Annotated in this window: 17 protein-coding genes and 1 riboswitch; of the genes, 3 read left to right on the top strand and 14 right to left on the bottom strand. The window is 36.5% G+C overall.

Annotation, left to right across the window (positions count from 1 at the left end):
* On the top strand, positions 1-284 hold a 284-nt coding region (locus tag L866_RS0105545), incomplete at its 5' end, for an IS256 family transposase (RefSeq protein WP_035446248.1).
* Positions 285-325: 41 nt separating this feature from the next.
* A complete protein-coding gene (locus tag L866_RS09810; RefSeq protein ID WP_281170797.1) occupies positions 326-454 on the top strand; it encodes a hypothetical protein in 129 nt (42 codons plus the stop codon).
* Positions 455-512: 58 nt separating this feature from the next.
* Here L866_RS09810 and L866_RS0105550 read toward each other — a convergent pair whose 3' ends face one another.
* The 13 genes from L866_RS0105550 to L866_RS0105610 all read right to left on the bottom strand — a co-directional run bounded on the left by L866_RS0105550 (position 513) and on the right by L866_RS0105610 (position 18955).
* Complete coding sequence (locus L866_RS0105550; protein ID WP_025729958.1) at positions 513-1535, bottom strand: diacylglycerol kinase; 1023 nt, start codon at positions 1533-1535, stop codon at positions 513-515.
* Positions 1536-1568: 33 nt separating this feature from the next.
* Complete coding sequence (gene gatB / locus L866_RS0105555) at positions 1569-2999, bottom strand: Asp-tRNA(Asn)/Glu-tRNA(Gln) amidotransferase subunit GatB (protein ID WP_025729982.1); 1431 nt, start codon at positions 2997-2999, stop codon at positions 1569-1571.
* Between the two features lie 15 nt (positions 3000-3014).
* On the bottom strand, positions 3015-4466 hold the full coding sequence (gene gatA / locus L866_RS08615; RefSeq protein ID WP_035446249.1) for an Asp-tRNA(Asn)/Glu-tRNA(Gln) amidotransferase subunit GatA: 1452 nt from the start codon (positions 4464-4466) through the stop codon (positions 3015-3017).
* Complete coding sequence (gene gatC / locus L866_RS0105565) at positions 4463-4771, bottom strand: Asp-tRNA(Asn)/Glu-tRNA(Gln) amidotransferase subunit GatC (protein ID WP_025729960.1); 309 nt, start codon at positions 4769-4771, stop codon at positions 4463-4465. Before gatC ends, gatA begins: the two co-directional genes overlap by 4 nt.
* Before the next feature lie 57 nt (positions 4772-4828).
* Positions 4829-5947 carry a CamS family sex pheromone protein gene (locus L866_RS0105570; protein ID WP_245578438.1) on the bottom strand — a complete coding sequence of 373 codons (1119 nt, stop codon included), beginning with the start codon at positions 5945-5947 and terminating at the stop codon, positions 4829-4831.
* A 2-nt stretch (positions 5948-5949) separates the two neighbouring features.
* Positions 5950-7932 carry an NAD-dependent DNA ligase LigA gene (gene ligA, locus L866_RS0105575; protein WP_025729964.1) on the bottom strand — a complete coding sequence of 661 codons (1983 nt, stop codon included), beginning with the start codon at positions 7930-7932 and terminating at the stop codon, positions 5950-5952.
* Positions 7933-7947: 15 nt separating this feature from the next.
* Entirely contained in the window at positions 7948-10302 is a 2355-nt protein-coding gene (locus L866_RS0105580) for a UvrD-helicase domain-containing protein (protein ID WP_035446252.1), read from the bottom strand.
* Positions 10303-10429: 127 nt separating this feature from the next.
* Entirely contained in the window at positions 10430-11587 is a 1158-nt protein-coding gene (locus tag L866_RS0105585; protein WP_025729968.1) for an ATP-grasp domain-containing protein, read from the bottom strand.
* 174 nt (positions 11588-11761) lie between these two features.
* Entirely contained in the window at positions 11762-12445 is a 684-nt protein-coding gene (locus tag L866_RS0105590; RefSeq protein ID WP_084030304.1) for a glycoside hydrolase family 73 protein, read from the bottom strand.
* Between the two features lie 179 nt (positions 12446-12624).
* Positions 12625-13992 carry a magnesium transporter gene (mgtE, locus tag L866_RS0105595; protein WP_035446250.1) on the bottom strand — a complete coding sequence of 456 codons (1368 nt, stop codon included), beginning with the start codon at positions 13990-13992 and terminating at the stop codon, positions 12625-12627.
* Positions 13993-14094: 102 nt separating this feature from the next.
* A riboswitch (M-box (ykoK) riboswitch) is annotated at positions 14095-14263 on the bottom strand.
* A 21-nt stretch (positions 14264-14284) separates the two neighbouring features.
* On the bottom strand, positions 14285-17002 hold the full coding sequence (locus L866_RS09070) for an FtsX-like permease family protein (RefSeq protein WP_025729974.1): 2718 nt from the start codon (positions 17000-17002) through the stop codon (positions 14285-14287).
* Between the two features lie 9 nt (positions 17003-17011).
* The gene (locus L866_RS0105605; protein ID WP_025729976.1) at positions 17012-17713 is read right to left on the bottom strand and encodes an ABC transporter ATP-binding protein; all 702 of its coding nucleotides are present in this window, start codon (positions 17711-17713) and stop codon (positions 17012-17014) included.
* A gap of 63 nt (positions 17714-17776) precedes the next feature.
* Positions 17777-18955 carry a class I SAM-dependent rRNA methyltransferase gene (locus L866_RS0105610; RefSeq protein WP_025729978.1) on the bottom strand — a complete coding sequence of 393 codons (1179 nt, stop codon included), beginning with the start codon at positions 18953-18955 and terminating at the stop codon, positions 17777-17779.
* 312 nt (positions 18956-19267) lie between these two features.
* On the opposite strand from L866_RS0105610, the gene L866_RS0105615 reads away from it, so the two are divergent.
* Positions 19268-21496: an LTA synthase family protein gene (locus L866_RS0105615; RefSeq protein WP_025729980.1), complete on the top strand. Its 2229-nt coding sequence runs from the start codon at positions 19268-19270 to the stop codon at positions 21494-21496.
* Between the two features lie 185 nt (positions 21497-21681).
* On the opposite strand, the gene L866_RS09295 is transcribed toward L866_RS0105615, so the two are convergent.
* The coding region (locus L866_RS09295; protein WP_211236683.1) for a transposase at positions 21682-21861 on the bottom strand (180 nt) is incomplete at its 5' end.

A 21861-nucleotide genomic window follows, 5' to 3' on the forward strand; every position in this document is an offset into this window, starting at 1 on the left:
TGATTACTAACTATATCAATCAAAGGAACTATGCAAAAGCCTGTGAGACTTTAGATAATGGCTTCGAAGATGCCTTCCAATACACAGTAATGGATAAGAGTCACAATCGTTTAAAAAGTACTAATCTTCTTGAACGATTGAACCAAGAAGTACGCCGAAGAGAAAAGATTATTCGTATTTTCCCCAATCGTGTGTCAGCCAATCGTTTAATTGGTGCTGTCCTGATGGACACGCATGACGAATGGATCAGTTCTAAAAGAAAGTATATCAAGTTTAACCAGTAAGAGAGTATAGAACATTGTACTAGAAACTTTTACACAAGATTATGGACTTGACTGAAAATAAACATTTGAGCCAATTACTTTATACACTGATTATCACTTTTATTCTTCTCCAACAGTCCAGTTTAAATATATTAAGCAATTTACATAAAAAAGATGAAGCAACTAACTAGTTACTTCATCTTGTATAAAATGATGCTATAAGTGTTTGAAACTTTTATTTAAAACTATTTAGTAATTTTGGTCTTGTTCTAAATCGCTTAAAGTGAATGGATCCATACGTTCCATTTCATATTTAAAGCGTTGTTCTGCTTCATGCGCTAATACATCATCTGGCGTAACAGCTGGATAATTACCTAAGTTAGCAAATACATTAATGTGTTGCTGTAAATTACGGAAAATTGCTGGAGCATCTCCACCATATTCACCATCTACATTAATCATTAACTGTGAGCCATCAATTGCTTCAGCTTTAATATAACGTGTTTTAACGTATAACACATTAGGGTTATTAATGTGTTTACCACCTAATAACATTTGATTCACAATTTGTAGCATTTCAAATAGATTAGCCGTTTTAATAACTAACAAAGTAAATTTACCATCTGTTAAATTCGCATCAGGTACTAATTGTTCAAAACCACCAACTGAATTAGTCAATGCGACAAAGAACATGGATGCAAATCCTTCATAAGTTCCTTCATCATGTTGGATACGTACCATTATGGGGCGAACTTGAGGTAATTTTTCTGCTCCTTTAGCTAAATAAGCCAAATAGCCAAAAATAGTTTTTAATTTTGCAGGGACATCATAGGTCAAATCTGTTAAATAGCCACCTGCTGCGATATTAATAAAGTATTGTTCATTAAATTGACCCACATCAATCGCTAAAGGCTGATTATTTGCAATGATTCGTGCCGCTTCTAAGAAATTGTCTCGTGGAATATTAAGCGCACGTGCATAATCATTCGTTGTACCTGCAGGGATAATCGCAAACATAGGGCGTTTTTCTAACGGTGTAATGCCTGATACAACTTCATTAATCGTACCGTCTCCTCCTGCAGCAACAATTAAATCAAAACCTGCTTCACCAGCACGTCTAGCTTCATCTCGTGCAGAAAAAGGTTCAGGAGTTGTTCGATAAGCACTTGCTTCATAGCCCGCATCTTCTAAAATATTTAAAATATCAATCATTTGATTTTTTAACACTTCTCGTCCAGAAGTTGGATTATATATTACTCGTGCTCGTTTCATCTTCAACACCCTTCTCCCTTAATCCCATCACTTTTATCGTTTACTTAATTCTTCACTTAATAATTTATTGACGATACCTGGGTTAGCTTGTCCACGAGTTTGCTTCATGATTTGACCCACTAAGAAGCCTTTTGCTCGATCTTTTCCACCTTTAAAGTCTTCAATGGATTGTGGATTATTATCCAAGATTTCGTTAATGATTGGTAATAATTTAGATGGATCACTTAACTGAACCATACCATGTTTTTCAACAACGTCTTTCGCTTGTCCACCTTCTTGAGCTAGTAAACGGAAAACTTTTTTAGCCATTTTTGAGCTAATTGTTCCGTCTTCAATTAAATGAATCATATCCGCTAAGTTTTCTGGTGTTAAGCCTGTTTCGTTTAATTCTACTTTTTCACTATTCAAGTAAGCAGACACTTCGCCCATTAACCAGTTTGAAGCTTGTTTTGGATCAGCACCAGCTGCCACTGTTCCATCAAAGAAATCTGACATTTCTAATGATAATGTTAATACCATAGCATCATATTCTGGTAATTCAAATGATTCAATGTAACGTTTACGACGAACTTCTGGCATTTCTGGAATAGATTGACGAACGGATTCTACCCATTCATCACTAATTTCTAATGGTGGAAGGTCTGGTTCTGGGAAGTAACGATAGTCACTTTGACCTTCTTTCACACGCATCAAGATGGTTTCACCCGTTTGTTCGTCAAAACGACGTGTTTCTTGTTCAATAATTCCGCCGCTTCTCAACACATTTGCTTGACGAATTTCTTCATGAGCTAACCCACGACGAACGTAGTTGAACGAGTTCAAGTTCTTTAATTCTGCTTTTGTTCCGAATTTCTCTTGGCCGTAAGGTCGTAATGAAATATTGGCATCACAACGCATTGAACCTTCTTCCATTCGAACATCAGATACTCCTGTAAATTGAATACGTTCACGTAATGCTTCTAAATAAGCATACGCTTCTTCTGGGCTGCGTAAATCAGCTTCAGATACAATCTCAATTAATGGTGTTCCTTGACGGTTTAAGTCAACATAAGAAAATCCATCGACACCGTGTGTGTTTTTTCCAGCATCTTCTTCAAGGTGAACACGTTCAATTCGAATACGTTTCTTTTTACCTTCTACTTCAATATCAATATATCCATCATAACCGATTGGATAGTCTAACTGACTAATTTGATAAGCTTTAGGATTATCAGGGTAGAAATAGTTTTTACGGTCGAAGCTCGTTGATTGATGGATTTTACAGTTTAATGCTAAAGCTGCACGCATTCCATACTCAACGGCTCCTTTATTTAAAACTGGAAGTACCCCTGGATATCCCCAGTCAATGACGTTTGTATTAGTATTTGGTTCTGCTCCATAAGCTACTGGCGATGGAGAGAAAATTTTTGAATGAGTTTTTAATTCGACGTGAACTTCTAACCCGATAATTGTTTCAAAATTCATAACGTGGTTTCCTCCTTATTTTTCTGTATGTGAACTAAATAATCCAGCATCTTCAAGAGCTTGACCAACGTTATACAATGTTTGTTCACTATATGCTGGTCCAATAAATTGTACCCCTATTGGTAAATTATTTTTTGACATGCCAACTGGGACTGATAATGCAGGAAGGCCTGCTAAGTTAACTGGGATAGTTAATACATCGGCCATATACATTTGAATTGGATCACTAATTCGTTCACCTAATTTAAATGGCTCATCAGGTGCAACTGGTCCAAGAATGATATCTACATCTTCAAATGCTTTAGCAAAGTCATTTTTAATTAACGTACGTGCTTGAGCCGCTTTTTTGAAATGAGCATCATAGTAACCAGAAGATAGAGAGAATGTTCCTAATAGGATACGACGTTTAACTTCTGTTCCAAATCCTTCTGTTCTTGTTTTTACATATAAATCATCTAAATCTTTAGTGTTTTCCGCACGATATCCGTATCGTATACCATCAAAACGTTGTAAGTTAGAACTTGCTTCAGAACTTGCAATAATATAGTAAGCACTAATTCCATATTGTGTATGTGATAAACTAACTTTTTTAATTGTTGCTCCTAATGATTTCAAGTGCTCAGCTGTTTTTTTAACATTTTCACGAATTTCAGGTAAAATACCTTCACTTAAAAACTCTTCAGGAATTCCAATTGTTAATTGAGATAAGTCTGTATTTATTTCATCTACATAGTGTGGAACTACTTCATTAGCAGTAGTTGAATCTTTCTCATCCATCCCACTAATTGCACTTAATACTAATGCGTTATCTTTAACTGTTTTTGTCATTGGTCCAATTTGATCTAAACTTGATGCAAAAGCAATTAAACCATAACGTGATACACGACCGTATGTTGGTTTCATCCCCACTACTCCGTTGAATGCTGCAGGTTGGCGAATTGATCCACCTGTATCAGATCCTAAACTAGCTGGAACCATATGTGCGGCAACAGCAACAGCTGATCCACCAGAAGATCCCCCTGGCACACGTTCTAAGTCATGCGCATTTTTTGTCTTTTTGAAATAAGATGTTTCAGTACTACCACCCATAGCGAATTCGTCTAAGTTCACTTTTCCGACAATAATTGCGCCAGCTTCTTTTAATTTTTCAATGACGGTTGCATCATATATTGGAACAAAGTCTTCTAACATGCGACTTGCAGCAGTCGTTGTTAAGTTCTTTGTAACAATATTATCTTTAATCGCAATCGGAATACCATTTAATGGACGCTCTTTTGAATAACCCGCTTCATCTGCCGCTTTAGCTTGTTCTAAAGCTTCTTCTTTATTTAACGCTAAAAAAGCACCGAATCGTTCATCGCGATCATCAATTGCTTCGAAAACAGCCGTTACTAAATCGACTGCTGTAAATTGACCCGCTAATAATCCTTCATGCATTTCAACAATTGTTAATTCATTTAGCTTCATGCGCCTTGACCTCCATCTGCCATAATTTCAGGTACTTGAATCATTCCGTCGTGATGTGTTTTAACGTTTTTCAATAATTCATCACGTTCGTCAATTTGTTTCACAACGTCTTCACGATAAGCATTTTTCAATGGTTGACCATGTGTTGTTAAAGGAACATCACTTGGAATATCTAATTGGTCTAATTGTTCGGCCATATCAACTATTGCTTGCATTTCATTCGTGATTTGCTCCACTTCTTCTTCGCTAATTGATAATTTAGCTAAATAAGCAACTTGCTTTACTTCTTCTTTCGTCAGTTTCATCGTATCTTCCTTTCTCTTCTTAACTTTATACCATCATTTTTCTTAACTGATCAAATACTACTGATAAATATAATACATGAACTGATCTTTTTCAGGGTTTTGAATAATTAAGGCTTCTTGTCCATTAATGGATTGAATTTGAATTTCAACAGGGATATTATATTTCAAATATTTAGTAGCCATATCGGTAACATGTTGCGCAAAAGCAATAATTTCTGTTTCGCCATAAAATTGAGTCATAATGTTAACTTGTAATTTCTCTAGTGCGCCATCTTGATAACTTGCTTTTCCAGTTACACCAGACAAGTTAGGGAAGAAACCTTCGACATTGGTTCGGAAATTTTCAAAACGCGTCGCATCAGGAGTAGGATTGCCTTCTAATTGTGGAAAGACTTTAATTTCTTTTTTCAAATCAATCCACTGAGGAATTAAAGCACCTTTCGTTGAAGTTGCTTCGAAAATATACACACCACCAGCTAAATCATCACTCGGAGCTTGTTTAAAAATACCAAAAACAATCGGAACGTTTCTAAGCGCTTCATTTTCTCTCAATCGTTGTAAAATCGTTCCGGCTATTTCTTTTCCTTTTTGCTTCATAGTCTCTTCGTCGATTTCACTTTTATACTCGCGGCCATCTTCTGTATATACGTCTTCTGTATTCATCGCTAACCCAATTGCCATACCTTCTAATTGATACGTTTTATTATTCTGAACAATATAGTCTTGTTCTAAAATTTGAGCTAAATAATATGGTTGACGTTCGCCAGATTCTACCGCTGCTGGATTTAAACCATCTTTATTTTGATCACTTTTTCGGCCGAGCCACTTTTTGATTGTATCATGATCTAGTACTTGTCCTTCTTGGAAGTAATACTGATCGGATGGAAAAGCACGCTGAGCTACCTCAACTAATCCCGTTTCAAAATTTTTCATATTGTATCCGGAATTTAAGCTAAGACTCACACCACGTGATTGACTAGGTTTATATTGTCCTTCTTCGATCAATGCACGGTAAAAATCTGAACTCAATTGATTATTAGTTGTTGTTACAGGTACTTCTGTATCAGTTGATTCTATTGAATTCTTTGACTCATTGAGTTGTTCTAATCCCATACACCCACTTAAACAAGCAACTGACGCCATTAACGGAATCCATTTTTTTATGATTTTTTTCATTGTCATTGTCCTTTTAAATGTTCTTGTAATTCGTCTTCTGTCCAAACGGTTATACCTAATGCTTCAGCACGTGTTAACTTGCTACCAGCTTCTTTACCGGCTACAACGAGGTCTGTTTTTTTAGAGACACTTCCTGTCACATTAGCACCTAATTGGATGAGACGTTCGGTTAATTCTTTTCGTGTGAATTGCTCTAATTTACCAGTAAGTACAATCGTCATGCCTTCAACAGTCGAATGACTTGTCACGGGCACATCTTCCATTTGTAAGGATAAACCTAACGATTTAAAGGTATGAAAGAGTTCAACGACATGAGGTTCAGCAAAAAAATTCGCTAAACTCTCTGCAATAACAGGCCCAATACCATCCACTTCTGCAAATTCTTCTTTGCTCGCTCTAAATAGCGCATCACTCGTTTTAAAATGTTGAGTAATGAGTAACGCTGCTTTTTGACCCACGTGTCTAATTCCCAAACCAAAAATAAGGGCATTCAATGGGCGAGAATAGCTCGATTGAATCGATTGAACGATATTTTGCGCTGATTTTTCTTTTACACCATCTAATTGTATCAAATCTTCTTCTTTTAAAGTATATAAATCTGTTATTTCATGAATTAAATCATGTGCTACTAATTGCGCAATAACTTGTTTTCCAATGCCGACCATATTCATAGCATCACGAGAAACAAAATGGCTTAACGACTCCACTAATTGCGCTGGGCAATTAGGATTAATACATCGCAAGGCCACTTCATCCTCTAAATGGACTAACTCACTTTGACAGGATGGACAGTGCGTCGGAATCTGCACTGGTTGAGCATCTTCTTGTCGTTCTTCAATAACAGCATGCGCTATTTCAGGAATAATGTCCCCCGCTTTATACAAGACCACGTGATCTGCTTCGTGTAAATCTTTCAATTGAATGAAGTCGACATTGTGTAAACTAGCTCGTTGAACAGTTGTCCCCAGTAAATTAACGGGCGCCATTACAGCAGTTGGTGTGACGACCCCTGTTCGACCTACCGTCCATTCAACCTCTAATAATTGGGTCGTCTTAAATTCTGCTGGAAACTTATAAGCAGTTGCCCAACGTGGTGCTTTTTCAGTGAATCCGAGTTGTTCTTGTACTTCTGATTGATTCACTTTAATTACGATACCATCAATTTCATAAGGTAAGTGATGACGTAGTTCACTATACTGCTCAATAAATTCGATTATTTCTTCAATTGATTGTGTTTGAATTCGGCGTTCATTCACTGGAAATCCAAGTGCTTCAATTTGGTTTAATTGCTCTACTTGGTCTAAACGTTGGTTCGGTACAACCAATTGATATAAAAAGATTTCGAGTTGTCGTTCCCGTGTAATAGCTGGATTCAATTGACGCAAACTACCTGCAGCTGCATTTCTTGGATTCGCAAAAGTCGCTTTCCCTGCAGCTTCTCGTCGTTTATTTAAAGCAAGAAAAGCTTCTTTCGACAAATAACATTCGCCACGTATTTCACCGGTAAACGGCTCATCTAGCTGTGTTGGTATTTGTTTTAAAGTTTTTAAGTTGGCTGTAATATTTTCACCAACTTGGCCGTTGCCACGTGTTGCTCCAACAACTAGACGGCCTTTTTCATACGTTAATGAAATAGATAAACCGTCAATTTTTAATTCACATACGTATTCAACTGTTTCTGCTGTTATGCTTTTTTTCACTCGTTGATCAAACGCTCGAAGTTCTTGTGCATTAAATACATTCGCTAAACTATAAAGAGGTGTTCGATGAGTTACTTTAGTGAACTGACCCGATACCTCTCCACCTACTTGTTGCGTTGGTGAATCGTTCACAATCCATTCAGGATGAGCCTGTTCGATCAATAATAATTCTTGATATAACGCATCATATTCATGATCTGAAATGATAGGCGCATCTAAATCATAATACGCATGCCGATATTCATTTAGCTGTTTGACACGCGCTATATACTCCTGTTCAGTCACTCATATCCGACCTTTCTATAATTTTTCTAAAGGTGCAAAATTAGCTAATAGTCGTTTAATACCCATACCTTTAAATGCCACATCGATTTGTTGATCATTTGATTCACCTGTGACTTTAACAATTGTACCTGTTCCCCATTTTTTGTGATTAACTTTATCACCGAGTTGATAGGTCGTTGAAGCGCTTGGCGTTTGTTTAGCTGGCTGCGTCGCTTGCATAAAGCGTGTTTCTTGACGCTGTGCAAAACCTGTCTTCGCCACTTTGCCCGCTTGCTTTTCTTGCCACGTACCATAAGTGGATTGCATCCAATCCCCTTGTCCATTGTCATCTAATAATGTCCGATCTAACTCATTAAGGAAACGAGAAGCACGATTACTTTGTGTCTTTCCAAATAACATGCGTTGGCGCGCACGGCTTAGAAATAAACGTTGCTCTGCTCGTGTAATTCCAACATATGCTAAACGACGTTCCTCTTCTAATTCTTCTTCACTTTCAAGTGTTCGATATGACGGGAAAATACCTTCTTCCAATCCGACTAAGAAAACAACTGGAAATTCCAGTCCTTTAGCCGCATGTAACGTCATTAAAGTTACTTGATTGTCACTATCAATTTCTTCATCTGTTTCATTGTCAGCAACAAGCGCTAAGTCCGTTAAAAATTGAACTAACGGAGAAGCTTCTGGAATCGATAAATCAAAGTTACGTAAATCCATATCATCTGACACTTCATCTTCACTTGTTGGTACGACAGGTGTGGTCACTTCTTCTTGTAAATGACTAGGTAAACTCGTTGCCGCAACTGACTCTACGCCCATTTGACTTTCAAGCTGTTTAGTAAATTGTTCCGCTGCTGTTAACAACTCGTTCAAGTTTTCTAATCGATTTTCACTTTCAAGTGTAGCCTCTTTTTCAAGGGCAGCTTGATAACCTGTTTGTTGCATCACTTCTTGAATAAATGCAGGTAAAGCGAGTATTTCACTCATTTCTTTTAATGCCGCAATCATTTCAGCAAATTCATGTAAGTTCTTTACAGCTTTTGCTCCGACAATTGATGAATCGACCATTTCTGCTGCTTCTAAGTATGAGACTTGCTGTTGATCAGCAAATTGATACAACTTGCCTAACGATACCGCGCCTAATCCCCGTTTAGGTTCATTAACAACACGGTTAAAACTAATATTATCTCCCGGGTTCACTACTAATTTCAAGTACGCTAAAATATCACGAATTTCTTTTCGATCAAAGAAGCGTTGTCCACCAATTAAACGATAATTGATATTCGATCGTAAAAAGGCATCCTCAAATGCTCGACTTTGTGCGTTAGTTCGATATAAAACGGCAAAGTCCCCCCATTGATAATTTTTCTCTTTCATCAGTGTTTGCAACGATTCAATGACATGATACGCTTCATCGGTTTCACTTTGTGCCACATATACTTGTATTTTTTCGCCTGCTTGATTATCTGTCCATAGCGTTTTTGGTTTTCGATTTAAGTTATTTTTTATCACACTATTAGCTGCGTCTAAAATCGTTTGGGTTGAACGATAATTTTGTTCAAGTAAAATCACTCGGCTATCTGGATAAGTCTTTTCAAAATTCAACATATTACCCATCTTAGCACCACGCCAACCATAAATACTTTGATCCGCATCCCCGACCACACAAATATTACGTAAGCCTTGTCCTAATAAGTAAACTAATTCATTTTGAGCCGTATTCGTATCTTGATATTCATCTACATGAATATATTGGAATTTTTGTTGATAACGCATCAAGACGTCATCATTTGATTGAAATAAATGAACGGTCTTCATAATTAAGTCGTCAAAGTCCATCGATTGACTTTCTTTTAAAGCTTTTTGATACGCTTTATAACAAGCATATACCACTTCACCCATGTAACTTGTATTTTCTTGAATATAAGCATTAGGTGTTAACAAATCATTTTTAGCTTGACTCACGTGATTTAAAATATTGCGTGGATCATATTGCTTCGTATCATAGTTTAATTCGGTCACAATACGTTTCATCAAGGTACGTTGTTCATTTTGGTCGATAATACTAAATGACCGATCATATCCAATCAATTCAGCTTCGCGACGTAAAATACGTACACACATCGAATGGAACGTCGATAGCCACATACCTTCTGCTTGCGATCCAACAATTTGTGCTACCCGTTCTTTCATTTCATTAGCGGCCTTATTCGTAAAGGTAATGGCTAAAATGCGCCATGGACTAATTTGTTTCTCTTCTATTAAATAAGCAATACGGTGAGTTAGTACGCGAGTTTTCCCACTACCAGCTCCGGCCATTACAAGTAATGGACCCTCCGTTGTCGTTATGGCTTCTCGTTGTTGTTGATTCATTCCTTCTAATAATTTCACGCTAATTTCACAATTCCCTTCTCATGTAAAAATGAGTCAAAGTTTTTCCCAGGATAACGCCTTACTTTGAATTCGTATCCGTCCAAACTTAGACTCATTTTATTTGATTTTAGTAAGGTTTTTCCCATTCAAAATGGAATGATTCGTCTTCCATTTGATGGAATGTTTCATAAAGTTCGTTCGCTTTGTTACTCATAACAGTGGCTGTTCCGTAACTTGTAGGAATCACCGTCTCATCTGCATGATGAATGGATAAATGCCAGTTATCATGTTGCATCGTTTGCATTAAAATTGGATGGATATTATCTTTTGTAACAGGCATTGAAATGGCCATAGAGAATAATTCCACACGAATCATTGGTAAGCCAACAATTCCTCTTAAGTGGCTATGATAATGTGAACTTGTTGTAACTTTGTTAGAATAATCGAGCCATGCTCTTGGTCGATTACTTGCTTCTAAAACATACATTGTTCCTTGTGGACTTAGTAGCAATTTAATTGATAATAAACCAACTGTTTGGAACGTATTATTCAACGCTTCTGCTAATGATTGCGCTGTAATCACATGTTCAACGCCGTGTTGTGCTGGAACAAATGAGCGAATCCATTCGTAATTTTTTTCTTCTAATGATACTAAAGGATATAACACACTATCATCTCGTTCATTACGAGCAATTCCTAATGTTAAAACTTGAGCATCTTCTATAAATGTTTCAAGAATAGCTGTACCATGCTCAAATATTTTTAAAATAGGTTCTTGATCAAAATCTTTTGAACTTCTTAAGATAACAGATGGTGCCACTGTACGTTTCGTCATTTGACTCGTTTTTAAAATACAAGGATATCCTAATTCTTCTGCACTACTTAACACTTCATCTACTGTCGAAACTGGTGTGTAATTAGGCGTTAAAACACCAGCCGCTTCAAGTAAAGCTTTTGCCATAAAAGCATCTTGATCTAAATATAGTAAATCACTATTTTGATCGCAACGTGTTACTTCTTTTAATGACTCAATTATGTCCGAAGTAATTTTGCGTGTAGTGTATGTCACTACATCACATGCTTCAGCGAATTTTTTTAACGCTGCTTCATCCGTATATGATCCAATTGTGATATCTACTGGTAATTTCAAAATTGCATCCGCTTCATTTTCAACATAAACTTTAACTAAATAGCCCATACCTAAGGCTTCTAATGTAAATCCAATTCCATCATGACCACCGCCAATAACGCCGATCGTCTGACCTGGTAAAATTGGTGCCTGCATAGTTTCCCCTACTTTCTTCATGTTTGTTCTTACTTATTTTAGCATGAAATGCCATTAATTTCTCTTTTTTTCAGTGCTTCTTCTCTATTTTATCCAAATCATTTACAACTAAACTGGATTAAACCGCTTTATAAATAGGAAAAATATAAGTTATAACGGTTATTTTTCGTACATTTATTCATTAATAGTCGTCATTTCAAACGGTGGATCATACGTCGTTAATTGATACTGATCAATCAACTGCAAAATTTTAGCTGTATAATTCGGATCAGTGGCGTATCCAGATGCACCTAACGCTGTCGCTTGTTCTTCAGGTGTATTTCCAGCCATTACTGCATGATATTGCTGAGCGTTCCAACTGGTTCCGTAAAGTAGTAAGTTTGCATGAGCTTCTAGCGATTCTTCATTTGATTCGTAAACACGAAAATCCGCTTCAATATCTACCCATTCTCCATTTAAATATTCTTTCGTTTGTAAACGAGCACTTGGTTCGTTTGGACCAGCTTTCACTCCAAACAAATTATGATAAGTTGCTGATAGTTCACTTGTCCCAAAATCAGATTCTAAAGCCGCTTGCGCGAGTAAAATACTTGGTAATAAGTTAGTCTTTTGATATAGTTCCTGACTTTTTAATCCAAGTGAATCAAAAAATTCTTGCCGTTGCTGCTCGATTAAGTTCTCTTGACTGGTTTGACGCCATTGTCCTAAAGCAAAAACAATCAATAGCCCAATCATTACCAATCCACCTAGCATTACACCGCATCCAATACAGCCAAATGCACGCCGCTTTTTTCGTTTAGTCCGTCGATTACTGGGTGAATGGTGGCGCTTTGCTAATTGTTTATAATCGGATCGCATGATTTCACTCACTTCTTTTTTATTTTATTATTCCTATTTTACCGAATAAATCATTTATTTTCACGTGATTTAAGGGAGTCTTAAAAAGATTCTTTCACTTTCCTGTTTGTTCAACAAAAATGGACCGATACAAAATCATTGCAACAAAAAAGCCGGCTATGCCGACTTTTTGAATTTCATTATAATAAATGTAATAAGGCGGTGGCCATACTAAAGTAAATAAACAGTCCAAAAATATCATTAATCGTTGTAATAAAAGGTCCCGAAGCAACAGCAGGGTCAATCCCTAATTTATTAAATAAGGCAGGCACTAAATAACCAATAACTGTTGACATACTCAGTGTGACTAAAATAGATATTGCAATAACAAAGGCCAACGTTACATTGTGATACATCACTAAAGCAATTCCTGCAATTGTTAAAGACGCTGCAGTTCCAATTAATGTTCCGGTACACAGTTCTTTTAATAACATCGTCCAAAAATTCGGTTGTTCATCTGAATTCATCGTTAAACGTCGAACAGAAACCGCCAACGATTGTGTCCCGACATTACCCGCAGAGTCCGTTAAAATAGGCATGAATGATGCTAACGCAACAACTTCTGCTAACGTATCCTCAAATAAACTAATTAAATTAGCCGAAAGTAATCCCATGAATAATAGAATTAAAATCCATGGTAGTCGTTGCCGGGTCATCATCCAAATGCTTTCTTCAGCTTCTTCATTATCTTCATCTTTCGTACTAATACCGGCAAAACGGTGGAAGTCTTCGGTCGCTTCGTCTTCTAAAATGTCAATAACGTCGTCAACCGTTACAATTCCTACTAATACATTGTCAATTGTAACAATCGGTAAGGCTAGTAAATCATATTCTTGAATCAGATGTGCAACTTCTTCTTGGTCTGTTTCAACATTTGCGGTTACAACTTGTGTCGTCATTAATTGTTCGACTTTCGTTTCACCTGGTGACAAAATTAATTCACGTAATGAAATAACTCCTGTTAAATGTTGTCCTTCATCAACAACATAAATGTAGTAAATCGTTTCTGCTAGTCGCCCGATTTCACGCATTTTTTGAATAACCATATCTGCCGTGTCATTGACAGACACTTTAATTAATTCGGTGGTCATTATTGCACCCGCAGTATCTGCATCATGTTGCAACATTTTTTCAATGGTTCGACGATCGTTAGGATGCATCATTTCCAGCAATTGTTGCTGCTGCTCTTCGTCCACATTATTTAATAAATTTGTCACGTTATCATCAGCTGCATAGCGAAACACTTCAGTCATATAATGCGCTGGTAAATATGTCACCGAGTCTAAACGATCTTCAAAATCCATTTGGTCAAAGACTGCCGCAAATTCTTCAGAGGAAAGAAATTGAGTAATCTTTGCTTTATTTTGTGGATACAGTAAATGAAATACTTCTACTTGGTCATTTTCATGTAACCTTAAAAACAGGGCTCGAAACGTATCGCGCTCGTCTTTTTTCGCCGCTGTAAATATTAATTGATAATATTTTTCGTTACTCATATCTGTTTTCATCAATTCTTTCCTCCATCCTTTTAGTTGAATCTTTGCCATTTTAAACAAAAAAAGGGCACGAAAAAGACGTGCCCTTCTGAACGATTCAACCAAAAATTATTCTTCGCACCTCTTCGTTTAGTTTTAGCTCTCACTCGATAGAACATGATTTCGTTCAACCACATTAAAAATTTCCTTAATTCGAAAATTTCTGCTAACCCGTTGGCGTCTTTAGACGTTTCTGGGCAGTGGTATATCTCAGAGCAAGTAACCTCACCTAACAAGGCTATTCAATTACATCCAGTATATCAAATCATTCTTCCGCTTTCAACGCTTCCACCATGTTTACATGTTTTAAATGGAAGTGCATTAGTATTAGTACGCTCACCGAAAAGACAATCGTCAATGCGGCTGCATAGAAATAACTTAATGGTTGAATGGTCGCTGGAAGTAACATTTGATCCACTTCACTAATATTTAAAATAAAGCGGTTCAGACCATTCCCAAGTATAGATCCAAATAGGATTCCTAAGCCTGTTAAAACTAATAGTTCTTGACCAATGTACCAACTAACTTCTCGATTATAAAACCCTAATACTTTAATCGTCGACAACTCCCGTTGACGTTCTGAAATATTAATTTGAGTCAGGCTGTATAGCACGATAAACGCCAATAACGCGGCCGATGCAATTAAAACAATTGTAATGTTATCTAAACTATCCAACGTATCTTTATACGCTCGACTAACATCTGTTAAAGATACAAAGGCTAATACGCCAGGCGTATCACTTAATCGACTCGATAAGTCCTTTTCCCAAGTCTCATTCTCTGGATACGCTAATAAATATGCATTAACTTTTGGCGCTTGTTTGAATTCTTTTTCATAACTTTCAGGACTGAAATATATGTAATGTCCTAAATAATTCTCAACCGTTGCTGTGATCGAAATATTTTTCACTTCATCGTTTTCAGTCGTGATTTCCGCTTGATTAGCTCCTTGTAATAGACGACGAAGTTTCTCACTCATTAAAGCACCTTGTTGCGGTAAATCCAATAAATCGCCCGATTGCCGATTTTGTAATGTTAGGACTTCTTTATAATCGTCTGCTAGTGGGACAAAAATTTGTACATCTTGTTTTGCACGATCGGTCGGTGATACATTCGCTGATTCCGTATGAACAGGAATCACATATTGAATGGTTTCATCTGATTGTAGCTCTTTCACAATGTCCTCACGTGCTTTGTCGCTTAAATCATCATTTAAACGAATCAGGCCTTGATAACTAATAATTTCATTAAATTGACGCTCTGATGAGTGTTTAACGGAATCACTAATACCAAATCCTGTCACAATTAAGGCCGTACATCCCGCTACACCCAATATTGTCATTAAATTGCGCCCTTTATAACGAGATAAATTGCGTAATGTCATTTTTCGATTAAAACTGAGACGATTCCATAACCAGGTCCAACGTTCTAGCAAAATACGTTGGCCTTGTTTAGGCGGTTTTGGTCGTAAAAGGTCAGCTGGTACTTCTTTTAGTGAATGATGCGCCGCATAATAAGCTGATCCAACAGTACTTAATACTGAAAATCCAAATGCTAACATCCAATCAAGTGGTTGAACGACCACTTCAAAATTAGGAATGTTATAAAGTGAAGCATAAGCACCATATACTAAAGGCGGAAACAGCGGATAGCCTACAAATAATCCGATAGTCCCTCCAATTAGAACGGCAAGCAAAGCATATATACCGTACTTCCGATACAACTGACGATTAGAATAGCCTAACCCTTTATACATACCGATTTGTGTACGATGCTCATCCACCATTCGTTTAATCGACGTAAAGCTCATCAATGTAGCGACTAAGAAAAAGAACACAGGAAAGATTGAAGCAATCGCCGAAATACGATACGCATTATCTTCAAATTCTAAGTAACCTGGCAGTGCATCACGTTTTAATACAAAATAATCAATCGTTTTTAAATCAACTAACTCTTTTTTCGCTGTTTCAATCGATTGACGCGCTTCTTCTATCTTAGGTTGCGTCTGTTCTTCTTGTTTTTTGAGTTGTTGCTCTTGCTCATTTAATGTCTTTATTTCTGCACCAAATTGTTGTTGAAATAATCGTTGATCCATTTGACCTTCGACCGTTGCTAATTGTTCTTTAGCTCGTTGAACTTGTTTTTTTGCTTCTTGCAGCTGTTCAACTTGCTGGTTTAATTGTTTTTCTTTTTGTTCAATCGTTTGACGTCCTTTTGATTGAATGACGTTTACTCTTTTTTGGCCTTGTTTTTTTAAGACCTGTTCCATCTTACGTTGCGCTTGCTCGACTTGTTTCTTATAAGACGCATCATAAAATGGTGCTTTCGTATTCAAATCGACGACCGCGAACGTATCCATTGGAGATTGAACGGCATCCTGAGTGACATATGCAAAAAAGTTATACGGTTCAAAACTTCTCGACCGCCCTCTTTGATGAATTTCGATGTATTCAGGGACTTGACCAAATCCAACCACTTTAAAGTGTTCCTCTTGTAACTGAGGTTGTTCCTCACTCGCTTGCTCGGCAACTGTTTTTGTTTTTAATTGAATCGAATCTCCAAGATTCAATCCGATTCGTCGTCTCGTATATTGATCCATCAAAATTTCGTGTCGTTCTTTAGGCGCTCGTCCTTCTGTAATCAGTACTTTATTAATGTTAGCCGAAGGATCATAAATCCGAATTGATAATAAATTTTTAGGTTCGACTAATTCCGCATCAAACCTTACTTCACTTATTGTCTTATAACCTGCATCATTTAATACTTGAACATCTTCCGGCTCGATTCCATAAGGAGAAACAATACTGAGATCTGCAAAATGCTGTTTTTGATAATAATTGTTAGCTGTTTCTAACATACTTGGACCCGCAGCACGTATACCTACGAGAAAAGCTACTCCTAACAATATAATTAAGATGAGCGATAAAAACCGCCCCCAATGAAACGTAATGTCACGAACAATTGATTTAATGTATGTTTTCATGGTATCCACCTACCATTCAATTTGTTCGACGTCTAATGGCGTTTCATTATAAATATCCTCTTCCACTTGTCCATTTAATATGTGGAGGACGTGATGAGCCATTTTAGCAATTTGTTGGTTATGCGTAATTAAAACAACCGTTGTACCTGTCGTCCGACAAGTTTCTTGAAGTAAGCTCAATACTTGTTTACCTGTTTCAAAATCTAACGCACCAGTTGGTTCATCACAAAGTAACAAGCTTGGTTGCTTAGCTACCGCTCGAGCAATTGATACACGCTGTTGTTCGCCTCCTGATAATTGCGCAGGAAAATGATCCGCTTTATCCTTTAAGCCGACATTCCCCAACACCTCATCAATATTAGCTGCTGATTTTGTTATTTCTGCTGCTAATTCAACATTTTCCCGTGCAGTTAAATTAGGCACTAAATTATAGTTTTGAAAAATAAACCCGACTTCATGTCGACGATATTTCGTCAATTCATTGTCATTAAATGTCGCAATATTTTTCCCATTGACCCATACCTCGCCACTCGTTGGTTGGTCCATTCCACCTAAAATATTTAAAATGGTTGACTTTCCTGCTCCACTGGGGCCTAAAATAACAACAAATTCACCTTTTTTTATTTCAAAGTTCACTTGTTCATTCGCCCGAGTAATTGTTTCACCATTTTTATAATGTTTTGATTCGTTCACTAATGCAATATATGACATATTGAAACTCCTCTCTTCAATCGTGTTCATCGCGCCAATTATATAGAGGTTTATCCCTAATACTTATAGTTTATCACTTATTTGAATCACTCGCACTTTTAAGTACTTGCTTGTTGTCGAATCTTCTGGTGTCTTAAAGTCAGCTGGTAATTCGAACGATTCAACGACTTCAAAAGCCGTTGTTAATTGACTCAATGTTTCTTCAATCATGTAGTCAAACTGACGACTAGACCAATTCGAAGCATTAGTCGATACAATCAAGTAACCATTCGGATTTAATAGTGATACACTTTGACGAATAATTTCTGGATAATCTTTAATCACATTAAACACACGTTTTTTTGTTCGTGCAAAACTTGGTGGATCTGAAATGATTAAATCAAATGTCATACCTTTATTACGCGCATAATTAAAAAATTTAAATACATCAAACACATAAATGGACTGATCAGCAGGATTTAAACCATTCACGGCAAATTGTTCTTCCGTTAATTCACGACTGCGATTAGCTGCATCCACACTTGTTGTACGCAACGCTCCTCCCATCGCTGCACTTACAGAAAAAGCACCTGTATAACTAAATAAGTTTAATACTTCTTTTCCCATGGCATAATGTTCCATAATTTGCTGACGAACTTCTCGTTGATCTAAGAAAATACCAGTCATCCATCCATCATTTAGATAAGTCGCATACTTCACTCCATTTTCTAAAATAATTAATGGCTCTGGTGCTTCTTGACCAAATACCCATTCTGAACTTAACGATTGCAAATCTTCATATCTTCTTTTTACAACGATACCTTTAATATCAAGTAACTCATTTAACTGGTTACATAACATCCGTTCGTAAGCCGCAATGCTCTTAGAATAAAGCGAAACAACTAAATAGTGATCATACCAATCAATCGTTAAACTAGGTAAATGATCCCCCTCTCCGTTAACTAAGCGAAAAGCAGTCGTTAAGTGGTCCGCAAAATAATGTTGGCGAGCTTGAATTGCTTGCGCTAAATGCGTTTGTAAATAGCTAGGAAAATCATCGACACGGTTTTTCGTTAACCACCAGCCTATTCCTTTATTTTGTTGTGCTAACAATGCACTACCTACATAATTACCGTGTGTATCAACTAATTCAACGATTTCTCCGTTGTCTGTTAATTCACCAGATATCACTTGTTCTTCTTTTATTAATGGCTTCGAGGCACTTGGAAACGGTCTTCTTAACTTGATTTGTCTTAATTTCATAATGTTCCTTCTTTCTTCTATATGCGTGTTATTTTCATCATCTTCTAATAATAAAGCGTTATCATTCACCTTGAAAGCGCACGATTATTAAGGTTCTATAAAATAAGTGGACAACCTTAACGTTCGACGTTATGATAGGGAAGATATAACAAAATAAAAAAATAAACAAAGCTTTCTTTAATGAATCGCTTTGTTACTAATTACCCATGAAAATTTATTATTTCGATTCAACTACTTAAGTTGACTGGATGTCATTATCCAACATTAAATCGTTAGATATTATTATCATAGCAAAGGAAGTAGATGAGCTCAATGTTTTTAAAATTTAAACGGTTCAGCCGTATTACGTGGGAGGCGTTCAAACAGAACGTGAAACACCCGCGTGCAAAGTATATCATATTCGCCACAGCATTATTATGGTTTAAAACCGTCTTAGGATACTATCTTGATTTTTCGTTAGGTGTTGCTGGTTTCTTCCAACATCTAATTTTGTGGATGAACCCAATTGCTTTTGGATTATTTTTTTACTCCATTAGTCTTTTTGTTTCCAACGAAAAGAAAAGTCGTCGCTTGTTGTTAGTACTAGCAATTGCGCAGACAATCTTACTATACTCTAATATCATTTACTATCGTGAGTTTTCAGATTTCTTAACTTTTAAATCATTCTTTAGTTCACAAAGTTATAAAATGAGCGGAATGTTCTCATCATTTTTTGCACTAATGAAATGGCACGATGTTTTCTATTTACTCGACCTACCTATTATTTACTGGATTGGTCGTCGTAAATTTGATCGTCGAACTGTATCTTACCGCTTTAATAAGCGATATGCAATTTCACTACTCGCTATGTCGACTATTATCTTTGGTTTAAATTTACAATTAGCTGAAATCAGTCGACCACAATTATTAACTCGTACGTTTGACCGCAATTACTTAGTGAAATATTTAGGATTAAATTTCTTCGCAACTTATGATGTTGCAAAGACCGCTCGTGCGAGTCAAATTCGTGCTCAAGCAGATGCAAGTGAAATGGAACCTATTATGGAATACGTAAACGCTCATTACGCTGAACCTGATAAATCCACGTTTGGTATTGCCAAAGGACGTAATGTTGTTGTTCTTCATTTAGAAAGTATTCAACAATTTCTAATTGATTATAAAACAACTGATGAACAAGGCAATGAAGTTGAAGCATTACCATTCTTAAATAGCGTCTTCCATAGTCCCGATTCATTTAGTTTTGATAATCTATTCCATCAAGTAGGACAAGGTAAATCAAGTGATGCTGAATTAATGTTAGAAAATTCTATTTATGGTCTTTCTCAAGGTTCGGCAGTTAGTCAATATGGATCAGATAACACATTCCAAGCCGCTCCTGCTATTTTAAAAACTGCTGGTCAGTACACTGGAGCTGTTTTCCATGGGAATGTTGGTAGTTTCTGGAACCGAACAGATAGTTATAAAAAGTTCGGTTATGATTATTTCTTTGACTCAGACTACTATGCTCTAACTGATGAAAATTCATTAGAGTATGGTTTAAAAGATAAACTCTTTTATCGTGATTCAATTCCATATTTAGAACAATTACCACAACCGTTCTATACTAAATTTATTACCGTAAGTAATCATTTCCCTTATCCTTTTGAAGAGAAAAATAATAGTTTCCCAATCATTCAAACGAAAGATGAAACAGTTAACGGTTACTTCTCAACGGCTCATTATGCCGACCAAGCGCTTAAAGAATTCTTCGATTACTTAAAAGCAGCTGGCTTATATGACAATACATTATTCGTATTTTATGGTGACCATTATGGTATTTCAAATTCACGTAACAAAGATTTAGCAACCGTCCTACCTGATGCTAACATCGATGAATGGGGCGATTTTGATAATACGATGTTACAACGTGTACCCGTTATGTTCTACATGCCAGGTATTAGTAAGCAAGGCGTACAAGCAGGTATTAATCATACGTATGGTGGACAGATTGATATTTTACCAACGATGTTACATTTATTAGGAATTGATACAAAAGATTATGCGATGTTTGGACAAGATTTATTATCTAAAGATAACGATAATGAAGTTATTTTCCGTAATGGCGTATATGTAAGCAAAGATTATACTGTCATCGGCAGTCGCATCTACAAAACATCAACTGGCGAATTACTCGAATTGTTAACTGAAGAAGAACGTGCGGCTATTTTAGCACAAGTGGATGATGAACAATTAGCAATAAATTATAGTCAAGATATTTTATCTAATGACTTGCTACGCTTCTATCAACCTGAAGGCTTCCAAATAACCGATGAAAAAGAATTAGACTATATGCAAAACTTAAAACGATTAGATGAACGTGCACGCGAACTTGGCGATAAAAACAACTCGTTACTTTATAAGAATAAAGGAGAAACAAGTTTTGGCTTGTATCATACCGATGCACCTGAACTTCAAAATACGATTGCGGCATCTAAGAAACGCGCACATGATTTACATCGTCCTGACTATAATCAGTTAGCTGAAAAAAGTTCAATTAAATAATTAATCGAAAGCATCCTTTCTTCGTTAAGCGTGATGAAGAAAGGATGCTTTTTGCTTCATTTTTAGGCTCTTTGTCAAATAGGGTTGATGATGAGGTGAGGTAACCGTATGGTTACTTCTCCTCTTTTTTTAGATCAAAAGATAAAATAAGCAAATGATTGGATCAATTGTATTCAAAATTAGTGTTAAGAAACAGCGATTTTGGGCGGATGATTTGGTGCGTATAAACGCATCATCAATAAAATTCTATTTTTAAAGTGTGAATAATTACGGTAGCCATAAGCAGTTCGCTTAAGTACCTTGATTTTGTTGTTTAATCCTTCAATCGGCCCATTAGTCAATTGAGGATAAGCAAAAGTATTTTG

The sequence above is a fragment of the Atopobacter phocae ATCC BAA-285 genome (genome assembly GCF_000526675.1).
Taxonomy (GTDB): Bacteria; Bacillota; Bacilli; order Lactobacillales; family Aerococcaceae; genus Atopobacter; species Atopobacter phocae.